Source organism: Sphingobium sp. L-44, from assembly GCF_056859495.1.
On the sequence record NZ_JBSXOQ010000089.1, the window covers coordinates 17714 to 30874 of the forward strand.

Here is a 13161-nt window from a genome sequence, read left to right on the forward strand (position 1 = left end):
CTCATGGCTTTTCAATCAGATGCTCCAGTCGGCCTGAAGCCACAATTTGTCGGTATCGGTCGCCATCGCCCGCGCATCATAATGGGCGTAGCGCACCGACAGGGCGGTCCTGCGCAGCTTCGCAGATGCGATCAGATCCCACTCATTACCATAATGCTGGTCGAGCCGATCGCTCTCGAACCGGTGCCAGGTCGCGGCCAGTGCGACGCCCGACAGCGGCCCTATCTGCTTCCAGCCATAGCCGGTGCCGACATAGAGGTCGCGCATGCCGTTGGCGGGCGTGGTCAGGAACTTGTCGGCCCAGCCCTGGAACTTGAAATTGGTGCCAAGCGGCGTCTGGAAGCTGGTGAGCGCCGTGCCGTGACTGGCGCCCAGCACCTCATAGCCGGCATTGAGCTTCCAGCCATGCAGGTCGAGGGTCGCATCCGCCAGCCAGTAATCAGCGGCATAGTCATTGGGATTGCGATGATAGTCCGACTGGCGGGCATAGCTGAGCTGATAGGCGACCTTGGCAGACTTGGAGAGCGGCTGGTTGCCCGCCAGGCGCACGCCATAGGTCTGGCTCGACAGGCGATAGGCCTGCACCGCCGCCTCGTCCTGATCGACCAGATAGGCAAAGCCGCTGACCGTACCCAGCGGCGTGGCATAGGAGAGATTGGCGAGAATATTGTCGCCGCTGACCGCCTGCTGGCGCGCGCCCTTGCCCTGCAAGCCCCAGATGGTGCGTACGCTCCAGGCATAGGAGACATCCAGTTTCAGCCCCTTGGCCGGGGTCAGTTCGGCCCGCACCGCGTCGAAGGTCTGGCCATTGTCGCGGAAGGCGACATTGCCAACGAAGCGCTCGTCATCCAGCACGATCTTCTGCCGTCCGCCGGTCAGGGTCAGCGCCTTGGTCCGATATTGCAACTGGGCGATATAAAGGGCGACATTCTGCGGATCGGCCACCAGCGGCTTGGTCGCTGCATTGTCGAAACCGTCGAAATAACGGTCGATGACCGCCAATGTCCCCTGCCCCACCAATGTCGCCGACAGCGCGCCGCTGCTGGCCGTCAGGCCGGCGCGGGCCCGGACGGTGAGCGCATCGGCCTGCTCCGCCAGGCCATCCTGGTCGACATGTTCGTAGCGCAGCCGCGCCTCGGCGACGGGTTTCAGCTCGATCTGCTGGGCACAAGCAGGCCCGGCGACGGCCAGCGCGGCCGTCGTTGCGAGAAGATATTTCATGGATGATCGTCCCCCCTCGGACGGAAAGAGCGTGGTTCGGGGCGGCAGTCCTCAGAAGGAGGCCGCCGCCCTCCTCTCCAACTCAGATGCGGGCGCCGCTGGTCCAGTTGGCGCGCCACTTCGCCTTGACCAGCCCCACGCCCAGCAGGGCCAGCACCGCAAGACCGGCGAAGATCAGGAAGCCGGGTGCGAAGCTGCCGGTCAGTTGCTTGGCCAGCCCGAGCGAACTGGCGAGGTAGAAGCCGCCAATGCCGCCCGCCATGCCGACAAGGCCGGTCATCACGCCGATTTCCGCCTGGAAACGCTGCGGCACCAGTTGGAAGACCGAGCCGTTGCCGGTGCCCAGCGCCAGCATGGCGAGGACGAACAGCGCCAACGCGCTGGCCAATGTCGTCGCCTGCGACACGCCGGCCAGCGCCAGCGCCGCCACGACATAGACGATCATCAGCGCCTTCACGCCGCCGATCCGATCCGCCAGCGCGCCGCCCATCGGCCGCACCAGCGACCCGGCGAAGACGCAGGCAGCGGTGCAATAGCCCGCGATGATCGGGGTCAGCCCGAACTGGTCGGTGAAATAGATGGGCAGCGACGCCGCCAGCCCGACGAAACCGCCGAAGGTCACGGCGTAGAAGGCCATCAGCCACCAGGCGTCCGCCGTCTTGAGCGGTTCGAAATAATCGACCAGCCGCTTGGCCGGCGGCGCATTGGGCGCATCCTTGGCCATGATCATATAGGCGACGAAGACGATCGACAGCGGGATGCAGGCCAGGCCCAGCACCGCGTTCCAGCCAAATGCCTTGGCCAGCATCGGCGCGAACAGCGAGGCCAGCACCGTGCCCGAATTGCCCATGCCGGCAAGGCCCATCGCCTTGCCCTGATGCTCGGGCGGATACCAGCGGCTGGCGAGCGGCAGCGCGATCGCGAAGCTGGCGCCGGCAAAGCCCAGGATCACACCCAGCACCAATGTGCCGCCGAAACTGTTGACGCCCATCAGCCAGGCCAGGAACAGGCCGGCGATGACGATGATCTGGCTGATCGCGCCCGACCGCTTGGGGCCGATGCGATCGACCAGCAGGCCGTTGACGACGCGAAGCAGCGCGCCGGCGAGCGTCGGTGTTGCCACCATCAGCCCCTTTTCCGCCGGCGTCAGCGCCAGCGTCTTGGCGATCATCGGCGCCAGCGGTCCCAGCAAAACCCAGACCATGAAGGCGAGGTCGAAATAGAGAAAGGCGGCAATCAGGGTCGGCGCGTGGCCGGCCTTCCAGAAGCTTGTCGTGGCGGTGGCCGATGTGGCCTCCCCTTCGCGGTCCCAATAAGCAGTAGCCATGATGCGTCCCCCAACCAATGGAATTGGAAACGAAAAAAGCCGCAGGCCGGACGCGCGCACTCATGGCGTGGTCCGGTCAGCGGCTTTGCTGCGAAAAATGGATGGAATGGCGATCCCACCCTTGGGACGGCGCATTCGTCTGGACGCGCCTCGTCGCGCGATCCTTTATCTTATCCCGTAGAATGCATTATGTTGCAAGGCACAAATTCGCCCCATAATTCAACGCTACGGCGCAGAATCCCGTAGGAAATCCTCGATCCGTTCGGGGTCGAAGATTCGCCCGTCGAAAAAGCGATCCGGGCCAAGCGTCAGGTCGCCGCGATGGGCACCGACCGGCATTGGGACACTGACCGCGCCTTCCAGCTTCATGCTGGCGCCGGGCATCGGCAAGCCGCTATCGACCAGCGCCCGGCGGAAGATGTCCGGCCGGAAAACGGCGGCGGCGCGTGCCGCAGTGTCCGCATCATGGGCAACCATGCCCCAGCGCACCAGCTGCGAATAGATCCACAGCGCCTGGCTGCGCCAGGGGAAGGCGGTCGCTTCGCGCGCGAACAGCATGAAGTCGGGATTGATTACCGGTGCTTCACCTAGCCGTGCGCCGATCTGCCCGGACAAGGCACGCAAGATCAACTCGGCCGGCTGGTCGACATAGCGCGGGTCGGACAGGAGATCGGCGAGCGCCTCATGATGCGCAGGATCGTCGCACCAGGCGGCCGACCGGGCGAGCGCGCGCAGCAAGCGATCGACCGTTTCCGGGTTCGCCTCCAGCCAGTCCTGCCGAAAGGCCAGAACCTTCTCCACGCCGCGCTGCCAGATGCGTTCGCCGATCGCGACGGTTTCGGCGAGCCCGGCCTCGATCGCCGCGCTGCCCCAGGGTTCACCGGCGATGAAGCCGTCAATTTCGCCCGCCCGCATCGCTTCCACCGTCAGCGAGGGCGGCAGCACGCGCAGCACGACATCCCGATCGGGATCGATGCCCGCGCTCGCCAGCCAATAGCGCAACATGATCGCATGGCTGGAAAAGCGGTGGACGACACCGATCACCGGCTTGCGCCGCCATAGCCCGATCGCGGCGGCAAAATCATGGGCTGTGCCCAGCGGATCAGCGAGCCGCCGGGCGATGTCCGGTTCCAGTGCCTTGGCGAAGTCCGGTGCCATCACCAGCATATTGCCGTTGACGTTGAGCTTGTAGGGCGCGGCCAGTGCGGCGGGCTGCTGGCTGAGGCCAAGCGTCACCGCCACGGCCAGCGGCGCCAGCATCTGCGCGCCCTGCACCTGGCCATAGACCAGCCGGTCGCGCAGCGTCGCCCAGCTGGTGGTGCGCACCAGATCGAGCGCGATCCCCTCTTCCTCGGCAAAGCCCCGTTCGCGCGCGACCGCCAGCACGGCCACGTCCGTCAACGGCAGAAAGGCTATCCGCAGCAACTCGCTCATATGCCCCCTCCCAACAGGTCGCTGGCGGTAATCAGCGCCTGTGCCACGTCCACGATCTTCTTGCCCTGGTTCATCGCGCTCGACCGCAGCAGCGCATAGGCATCCTGCTCGGACAGGCTGCGCTGGTTCATCAGGATCGATTTCGCCCGGTCGATGACCTTGCGGTCGGCGAGCGCCGTGCGCGCCTCGTCCAGTTCCGTCTGCATCCGGGCAAAGGCGTTGAAGCGCCGCACCGCCAGTTCCAGCACCGGCTTCACTCGCTCCTTGCGCAGGCCGTCGACGACATAGGCCGACACGCCAGCATCGATCGCCGCGCCGATCATCGCATCATCGGACTGATCGACGAACATCGCGATCGGCCGGGCGAGCGCGCGGCTCACCGTCAGCATCTCCTCCAGCGTGTCGCGGCTGGGGCTGCCAAGATCCATCAGCACCACATCGGGCGCCATCCGCTCCAGCCGGGCAACGAAGGCGCCACGCGGCGGGACGATATGAATATCGTCATAGCCCGCCTCACGCAGCCCTTCTTCCAGGACCGTCGCTCTCAATCCGCTGTCGTCGATGATGACAATTCGCATGGCGCCCCTTTGGATACGCCCATAGCAGCAGTCCGACGGCTCAGGTCAATCGAAAGCGAACGGCAATCGCCGGATCATTTCCGCATGCCGCCGGCGACAATGTCATCCACATCATGGATGACGCCGTTCATCATCACCTTTTTCACCTTGAAGGTGTTGGCGATGTCGGCGCGCGGATCGCCGTCGACCAGCACGATGTCGGCCAGCTTCCCGGCCTCCAGCGTGCCAGCATCCAGGTTCAGATCCTTCGCCGAATTGACGGTCGCGGTCTGGAGTGCCTGGAACGGCGTCAGCCCCGCGTCTACATAGGAGGAGATCTCCGCATGGAGATTGTTGGCGATCATCGTGTCGGTGCCCGCCGTCACCAGCGTACCGGCATCATACATCTTCTTCAGGCTCTTATATTGCCCCTCCAGCAACGGGCGCAGCATGCTGGCCATCGGATCGGCTTCGGTGATCGTTTCCCGTGCCCAGACCGGATAGAGATTGAGGCGCGGGTCGTCCTTGTAGCCGGGATGCTTGGCGAGATAAGGCGTCATCGCGCCGAAATGGGTCGGCGTCAGCGTCCGGCCGCTGCGGCCGAAAAGCTGGATCACATCTTCATAGGCCATGCCCTGCGGCCCCTGCTTGGGCGAATAGCCGCGCCGGCTGGTCGCGCCCATATGCTCGGTGCCATCCACGCCGGAAAAGGCCGCCGGGAAGATTTCATGGCCACTCACTGGGATGCCCATCTCATGGGCGGCGCGCACGATCTGCCGCTGGAACAGGTCGGGCATGCGCACATAGCTCTTGATCATGTCATAATGGAGCGCGCGCATGCGGGTGAATTCCCGCTCCAGATGGGCCGGGCTGGAGACCGCCACGCCCATCTTGTAATAGACGCGCTGCCATTCGAGCAGCGGTCCCGCGACATAGAGGCGCGGCGACAGGCGCACGCCGGATTCCGCCGCCTCTCGATCCTCCACTGCATCATAGATTTGCGTGCCCGGATCGCGCACCGTGGTGATGCCATAGGCAAGCCAGGCCCGTTCCAGATTGGAGCCGAAATCCTTCTGGGCATGGGAATGATGCTCGATCAGGCCGGGAATGGCGGTGAGGCCCGTACCGTCGACAAAATGCTCCGCCTGATGCAGCGCGGGATCATGGTCGCGGATTTCGGCGATGCGGTGGCCGTCGACGATGATATCCTTGTCATGCTGGGTCACGTCATGGACGGAGTCGACCAGATTGCTGACATGGATGACCGTGCGCCCGGTCGGGTTGGCGATGCGATATGTCAGGTCCAGCGGAATGTCGGTGATCGCACCGGTTTCGGTGTCGAGCGACTTCAGCTTGTCGGCCGACTGGAACAGGATCGTCTTGTTGTCGCCGGCCCAGCTCGGGAAATAGGAGATGTCGGAGGTGTAGGAGCGCGGCGGCCCCAGCGGCTTGCCGTCGGCGGCCACCGGCCAGATCTTCAGCAGCCCCTCATAGATGGCGGCCATCTTCGTCCCGTCGGGCGACCAGGCAGGGCCACCACCGGCGCGGGTATCCATCGACATATTGGGTTCGGGCAGTTGCCAGAAGGGTTTGCCCACGCCATCGGTCGGCACCATGTAGACCTGGTTGGTTCCCTCTCGGAAGCTGTTGGAATATTTGTAGGATAACGGGATGGCGACATATTTTCCGTCGGGCGACCAACTGGGGCTGCCGGGCTGGCCGAGCGATCCCTGAAGGCGGGTGATCTTGCCGGTCGCGACATCCACCACGCACAGGCCGGCAACGCCCCAGCGCCCGTCGACATCGATATAGGCGATCCGCGTGCCGTCATGCGACCAGGCGGCACCCAGCGGCTGGGTGTCGATGTCGGTCAGCCGGCGATCCTTGCCGGTCTTCATGTCGCGGATCCACAGCTGTGGCAGGCCGCCGCCCTTGTCGGAGGTATAGACCAGGCTCTGGCCATCGGGCGACCAGGCCGGATCGGTGTCGAGCGCGCCATCCTTGGTCAGATTCTCCGGCACCCCGCCCTTGGACGACATGACATAGAGGTCGCCGAGCGCGGCAAATGCGATGCGGCTGCCGTCGGGCGACAGGGTCGGATGGACGATGCCCAGTGCCTTGCGCGGCGCAGTCGAATCCCAGTCGCGCTTGGCGCGGGTGTAGCTGGGCTTCACCACCTCCAGCGTGGCAGCGAAGTTGACGGTCGACAGGCTGGCGCCCTTGCGGCTGCGGATCTTGCCGTCGGACACATAATAATAGCCGCCCTTCCCCCAGGACACGCGGAAGGGGAAGACATTCTCGGCGCCACTGACGGCCTTGCCATCGACCTCCAGACGGCTGCCCTGGGCATCCTGCACCACATAGGCAAGCTCGCCGCCGGGGCCGAAGGAGGGCGCATCGATCTTGCCCTGCACCTGCTTCAACAGGCTTTCCTGCCCATCGGCAAGGGCCGTGACATAGAGGGCGGTCTTGGCGCCGTCCGTGCCGGAATAGGCGATGCGCGCGCCGTCGGGCGACCAGCTGGGCATGCGATCCTCGCGCCCGTTGCTGCTGACCTGCTTCATCGCGCCGCTGGCGATGTCCAGCGTCCAGATGTCGTAATTGCCGCTGCGGTCGGACGAGAAGGCGATCGTCCGGCCGTCGGGCGACCAGACCGGCTCGCGATCATCATAGGCGCCCTCGGTCAGCTTGCGCATGTCGCTGCCGTCCGGCTTGATCGTCCAGAGATCATAATTGCCGTCGCGATAGGAAAAATAGGCGAGGCGCGAACCGTCGGGCGACCAGACCGGCTGGCGGGCATCGTTGAAATAGTCGGTGATCCGCTTCGCCTTGCCGCCGCTGGTCGGGATGATCCACAGGCTGCCCTGCAGGTCGACCGCCAGCCATTTGCCGTCGGGCGATACCGACACCGCCATCGACGTGCCTTCATGCACATCGAACGCGACCGGGGTCTCGCCGCCGGGCGGGGGGAGATTGGCGGGCTGGGCATAGGCCTGAACGGCGCCGGCCGACAACAGGGCCAGCGACAGAAGCTTGAAGGCAGATTTCATCGGATCGATCCCCTTACCAACCAAATATATAGCGTTCGCGGCGCACATCCGCGCCGCCCCGCAGCGTGCCGCTGCCCGGCACCACGCCAGTCGCGACGATGCCGGTCGAGACCGCGAACGGCCCCAACACGTCCAGCTTGTGACCGCGCGCGGTCAGATCGTCGCGCACCGCCTCTGGCACGCGATCCTCGATTTCCAGCACGCCCGGCTCATCCTTCTTGATGCCGAAGGAGCCATGGAAATGATTGGAATTGATCCGCGGCGCCTCGATCGCGGCCTGGAGCGGCTGGTTAAAGGCCAGTACCCGCAGCAGCACATTCATGATCTGCTGATCCTGATTGTCGCCGCCCGGCGTTCCGATCGCCAGATAGGGCTGGCCGTCCTTGAGCACCATGGACGGCGACAGGGTCGTGCGCGGCCGCTTGCCCGGCACCAAGACATTGGGGCTCTCGGGATCAAGATCGAACACGGTCAGGCGGTTGCTCATCGGCACGCCGGTATCGCCCGCAATATAGGCACCGCCCAGCATCCAGCCGGAACTGGGCGTGCAGGAAAAGAGATTACCGTCCTTGTCCACCACCTCGATCGCGGTCGTGTCGGCGGTCGGCTTGGGCGGGGCTTTCAGCATATGCGGCGTGAATTGGGGCGTGGTCCGCGCCCTGCCCTCGAACGCCCAGGGATTACCGAAGCGATGCTCCAGTGAGGCACGGGGACCGATCTGCCTGGCCCGCTGCGCCGCATAGTCCTTCGACAACAGCCCCTTCATCGGCACCGTCGCGAAATCGGGATCGCCAAAATACATGTTGCGATCGTCAAAGGCGAGCTTGATCGCCTCGGCAACGGTGTGGAGATAGGGCGCCGAGCCCGGCTCCATCGTCGCGATCCCGGCCGCCTCGGCAATGTTGAGCGCCATCAGCATGGCCGGCCCCTGGCTCCAGAAACCCGCCTTACAGACCTGATAGCCAAAGACGCTGGTCATCGCCGGCGCCTCGACCTTGCCCTTGTACTTGGCGAGATCCTCGTAGCGCATCAGACCGCCGTCCCGCTCCATCGCGGCGCCGATCCGGCGGGCGATGTCGCCCTTGTAGAAGGCATCGCGCCCGGCCTGGATCGCGGCCTTGCGATCCTTGGTCTTCTTGAACGCCGCCGCGTCCGCGTCAGCGATGATCCGCATCGTGCGGGCGAGGTTGGGCTGGCGGAAAATTTCCCCGGTCCTGGGCAATTGGCCACCGGGATAATAGGCGTCGTAGGCGTCCTTATATTTGGACGTCGCCTTCTGCTGGCTGACGAACACTTCGGCCAGGAAATTATACATGACGAAGCCGTCGGCCAGCTCGATAGCGGGCTGCATCACTTCATGCAGTCCCATCGTGCCGTTGAGCTGGAGCGCGAGCGCCATCGCATCGACCATCGCCGGCACGGTGCCGCCATTGGGGCCATTGCCCGGAATGACGCCGGCATCGGCGAACTTGTCGGGCGTGGCCAGCCCCGGCGCGACGCCCTGGCCGCTGATCAGCGACACCTTCTTCGTCTTGCCGTCATAGATGATGGTCGGCGCTTCACCGCCAAAGCCGAAATGCGAAATCTCGGTCACGGCCGCGGCGAAGACCGCCGCGACGCCCGCATCGGTAGCATTGCCACCGGCCAGCAGGATGCGCGTCCCCGCCGCAACGGCATAATGACGTCCTGCCGCGACGATGCCGAACTGGCCGACGATTTCCGGCCGCAACGTTTCGCCTGCGCTAACCAATCTGGTTGGTTCGATCGCCGCCTTGCCGGGCTTTGCCGGTTCATTGCCCGCCTGGGCGGAAGCCGGCCCGGCACCCGCGACCAAGGCCGCACCGGCCATGGCCGACGCCGCGAACTCCCGCCGGGTCACCCCCTGCTTTGCGTTATCGCTCATCGATGGAATCCCCTGTTTTCGGCCTGTCCGGCATCACCCGAGGGAAGGCGTTTGCCGGCCGATACGCGCAACAACGAGCCAACCCGATTTTTCCGCTATATGCCGGTAAATCCGATTTTATTTCAAAAATATTTCGAAACATATGGTGGAAATTTCACGCCCATCAGTTCTAGCGCAATGAACGCGCACAATGGTGGGTGTTGTGCCCGGAAAAAGCCTTGCCGTCGTGAGGGCGACAGCAGCAACGATTTCCCACGCAAGGGATGATGCCGGAACTCCAGTTTTTCGGGAGGGCCTGCAAATGCACTATCTGAACGGTCATCAATAAACATGGGTCGCTGCACGCGTCGTGCGGCGCCGACATTTGCCGACCTCCCCAAACTCTGAACCGGAAAGGCACCTTTGCCCAACGGCGCGAAGCTCAAGGCTTCATCACAGGGGAACAATAATGACGAGAGAAAGAGGAAAGACGCTTTTCGCCTTAACCACCGCCCTAACCAGTGCCAGTCTCTGGGCGTTGACGGCCGGCATGGCCCAGGCCCAGTCCAGCACAGAAGCCGCCCCGCAGGCCGGTGAACCGGCCGCTGCGGAAATCGTCGTCATCGGTTCCCAGATCAAGGGCGCCAATACCGCCGGCGCGCTGCCGGTCAGCCTGGTCGGCGAAGAGCAAATCGAGGCCGTAGCCGCCGTTTCGGGCGCTGACCTCTACCGCTCCATCCCGCAACTGGGCGGCGTCACCTTCAACGAACAGGTGCTGGGCGGCGGCAACGCCAATGCCGCGCGCGGCGACGTATCGACCGTTTCGCTGCGCGGCCTGGGCCAGGGCAACACGCTGCTGCTGATCAACGGCCGTCGCACCGTGTTGCATCCGACATCGCAGGCGATCACCGGCGTCGTCGATTCCGGCGTCCCGACCTTCGGCTACAACGCCAACACCATTCCCGTCGGCAATATCGAGCGCGTCGAAGTGCTGCGCGATGGCGCGGCGGCGCTCTATGGCTCTGACGCGGTCGCCGGCGTCGTCAACAATGTGCTCCAGTCCGATTACAAGGGCGCCAAGTTCGACGTCCAATATGGCGGCGCGGAAGGCACCAATCTGCGCGAATTTGCCGCCAATGGCCTGGTCGGCTTCGACTTCAACGAAGGCCGCGGCAATATCTCGATCTTCGGCGGCTATGCCCAGAAATCGAAACTCTATCTCAGCGACCAGGACTATACCGCCAGCGTCGACCGGCGCGGCTATGTCGCCGGCACCTCCTTCGCCAATGTCGCGGCCTGGAACGGCACCAGCACCAGCACGCCCTGGGGCACGTTCCGCGTCGTCCGTCCCGGCGGCGGCGCCAATTTCCTCAACCAGACACTCACCAGCAACGGCACTGCCTTCACCAACAGCTCGGGCCAGTTCCACATCCAGCCCAGCGCCAATGCCGGTTGCCGGATCGCTTCGGGCACGCCCGACACCTGCTATGATGACGGCAATGGCGCCACGGAAATGTCGGGCGCGGATTCCAACCTGCGCTTCAATTCGCCGGCGACCTTCGACGACCTGACCGCCCAGCCCTCGGTCAAGCGCATCAACATCTTCTCCTACATCAACTATGAACTGTCGGACGCCCTCTCCTTCTTCGGCGAGGTCGGCTTCTATCGCGGCAAGACCAGTTCGACGATCGGCGCGCCCGGCTCGCTTGCCAACATCCCGATCACGGTGGCGGCCAATGCCTATTGGAACCCGCTCGGCCCGGTCGGATCACCCAACCGCCTGCCCGGCCTCGATCTTTCGGTGGTCCCGGCCGAGGGCCTGCCGGTGCAGATCACCTCGCTCAGCTATGTCGACGTGGGATCGCGCAAGGTCGACGTGACCAATTACCAATATCGTTTCCTGGGCGGCCTGCGCGGCAGCATCGGCGATTTCGACTGGGAATCGGCCGGCCTCTACACCTGGGCCACGGCCAAGGACACGCAGGAGAATTTCTCCAACACGCTGCTGCAACAGGCGATCAACAAGACCACGCCCGACGCCTATAATCCGTTCAACGGCGGCTGCGTCGACACGCCCTCGATCGGCGACTGCACGCCCAACAGCCAGTCCACGATCGACAGCTTCATGATCGAGGCGACCCGCAAGACCCGCACCTCGCTGGCCCTGTGGGACTTCAAGGTGTCGAACGCCAATCTGCTGGGCCTGTGGGCCGACAACAGCATCGGCGTCGCGGCCGGCATCGAATGGCGGCGCGAGACCTATCATGACAATCGCTCCACCTATCAGGGCGGCATTGCCGGGGTCGACACCACCTATACCGACGCGGTGACCGGCGTCTTCTATGGCTCCGACCTTGGCGGCGCCAGCCCCAGCCCGGACGTGCGCGGCAAGCGCAACGTGAAGTCCGCCTATGCCGAACTCGCTATCCCGATCTTCAGCCCGGAAATGGAAATCCCCATGTTCCGTCGCCTGAACTTCCAGGTCGCGGGCCGTTACGAGGATTATAGCGACGTCGGGTCTGTGGCGAAGCCCAAGATCGCGGGATCGTGGGAATTGCTGGAGGGCATGATGCTGCGCGGCTCCTGGTCACAGGGCTTCCGTGCGCCGAACCTGGAGGTCATCAACACCTCCACGCTCGACCGCGTCAATGGCGGCTTCGACTATGTGCTGTGCGACGCCGATGTCCGCTCCGGGCGCGCGACCAACTTCTCCAGCGCGGTCTGCAACGTGTCGGTGCTGCGTCGTAGCGGCGGCAACCCGAACCTGAAGCCCGAGGAATCGACCAGTTGGAGCTTCGGCGCTGTGCTGTCGCCGAAACTGGGCGATGGCCTGGGCAAGGTCACCTTCACCGTCGACCGCTGGAAGATCCAGCAGAAGAATGTCGTGGGCCTGCTCGACTATCAGAATGCACTCAACCTCGACTATCTGCTGCGCACCCAGGGCAGCAGCAATCCCAACGTCATCCGCCGCGATCCCACGGCGGACGATATCGCCCGCGTCGCCGGCACCGGCCTCGCGCCAGTCGGCGAACTGCTCTACGTCGTCGCCAATTTCCAGAATCTGCTGCCGGTCACCGTTCAGGGCATCGACTTCAATCTGGACTATTTCCTGCCCACGACGTCGGTCGGCACCTTCTCGCTCAACGTGAATGCCTCGCGCCTGATCAGCTATTATGTCGACGCCCCGGCGGGCGTGCAGCAGGTGATCGCGGGACAGGCCGCTGGCGAGATCAATGCCGGCGTGCCGATCCAGGGCGGCGGCGACGTGATCGGTCGCGATGGCCAGCCGCGCTGGCGGCTTTCGGCAACCTTCGACTGGTCGCTCGGCCCGTGGAAGATCGGCGCCTTCACGCAGTATATCGACAGCGTCTATGAAAATGGCGTGCGCGATGCGTCCGCCAATCCCTGGACGGTGAAGGGCCAGACGACGGTCAATCTCTATGGCCAATATACGTTCAAGAATGACGGCCCATTGAACGGCACCACCGTTCAGATCGGCGCGCGCAACATCTTCGACAAGGATCCGCCGCTGGCATCGGGCGGCTATCTGTCGAACCTCTACCAGCCGCAGGCGCGCTACTGGTACACCAGCCTGAAGAAGGTCTTCTAAAGGCTTGCAAGACATGGGCACGGCGCGATGCTGCCGTGCCCATTTTCTCCTTTTCCTTTCCCCTGCAAGGTCGCTCCGCC

7 protein-coding genes are annotated in these 13161 nt (G+C 64.3%); 1 reads left to right on the forward strand and 6 read right to left on the reverse strand.

Annotated elements, in window-relative coordinates:
• Positions 1-15: 15 nt before the first annotated feature.
• The 6 genes from AC13EK_RS12040 to AC13EK_RS12065 form a co-directional block, all read right to left on the reverse strand.
• Positions 16-1221, reverse strand: a complete 1206-nt coding sequence (locus tag AC13EK_RS12040) for a hypothetical protein (RefSeq protein ID WP_069338434.1) — start codon at positions 1219-1221, stop codon at positions 16-18.
• 82 nt (positions 1222-1303) lie between these two features.
• On the reverse strand, positions 1304-2548 hold the full coding sequence (locus tag AC13EK_RS12045; protein ID WP_069338433.1) for a nitrate/nitrite transporter: 1245 nt from the start codon (positions 2546-2548) through the stop codon (positions 1304-1306).
• Between the two features lie 225 nt (positions 2549-2773).
• A complete protein-coding gene (locus AC13EK_RS12050; protein ID WP_069338432.1) occupies positions 2774-3982 on the reverse strand; it encodes a CmpA/NrtA family ABC transporter substrate-binding protein in 1209 nt (402 codons plus the stop codon).
• The gene (locus AC13EK_RS12055; RefSeq protein WP_069338431.1) at positions 3979-4560 is read right to left on the reverse strand and encodes an ANTAR domain-containing response regulator; all 582 of its coding nucleotides are present in this window, start codon (positions 4558-4560) and stop codon (positions 3979-3981) included. Before AC13EK_RS12055 ends, AC13EK_RS12050 begins: the two co-directional genes overlap by 4 nt.
• Positions 4561-4634: 74 nt before the next feature.
• Positions 4635-7589 (reverse strand): amidohydrolase family protein, encoded by a 2955-nt coding sequence (locus AC13EK_RS12060; protein WP_277788543.1) that lies wholly within the window; start codon positions 7587-7589, stop codon positions 4635-4637.
• 13 nt (positions 7590-7602) lie between these two features.
• Positions 7603-9492 carry a gamma-glutamyltransferase family protein gene (locus tag AC13EK_RS12065; protein WP_069338429.1) on the reverse strand — a complete coding sequence of 630 codons (1890 nt, stop codon included), beginning with the start codon at positions 9490-9492 and terminating at the stop codon, positions 7603-7605.
• Between the two features lie 529 nt (positions 9493-10021).
• Between AC13EK_RS12065 and AC13EK_RS12070 the strand changes: the two genes are divergently transcribed.
• Positions 10022-13081: a TonB-dependent receptor domain-containing protein gene (locus AC13EK_RS12070; protein ID WP_234792478.1), complete on the forward strand. Its 3060-nt coding sequence runs from the start codon at positions 10022-10024 to the stop codon at positions 13079-13081.
• Positions 13082-13161: the final 80 nt, after the last annotated feature.

Coding starts and splice junctions, on each gene's coding strand:
- AC13EK_RS12040 (WP_069338434.1), bottom strand. CDS start 1,221: ATGAAATATCTTCTCGCAACGACGGCCGCGCTGGCCGTCGCCGGGCCT.
- AC13EK_RS12050 (WP_069338432.1), bottom strand. CDS start 3,982: ATGAGCGAGTTGCTGCGGATAGCCTTTCTGCCGTTGACGGACGTGGCC.
- AC13EK_RS12070 (WP_234792478.1), top strand. CDS start 10,022: ATGGCCCAGGCCCAGTCCAGCACAGAAGCCGCCCCGCAGGCCGGTGAA.
- AC13EK_RS12055 (WP_069338431.1), bottom strand. CDS start 4,560: ATGCGAATTGTCATCATCGACGACAGCGGATTGAGAGCGACGGTCCTG.
- AC13EK_RS12065 (WP_069338429.1), bottom strand. CDS start 9,492: ATGAGCGATAACGCAAAGCAGGGGGTGACCCGGCGGGAGTTCGCGGCG.
- AC13EK_RS12045 (WP_069338433.1), bottom strand. CDS start 2,548: ATGGCTACTGCTTATTGGGACCGCGAAGGGGAGGCCACATCGGCCACC.
- AC13EK_RS12060 (WP_277788543.1), bottom strand. CDS start 7,589: ATGAAATCTGCCTTCAAGCTTCTGTCGCTGGCCCTGTTGTCGGCCGGC.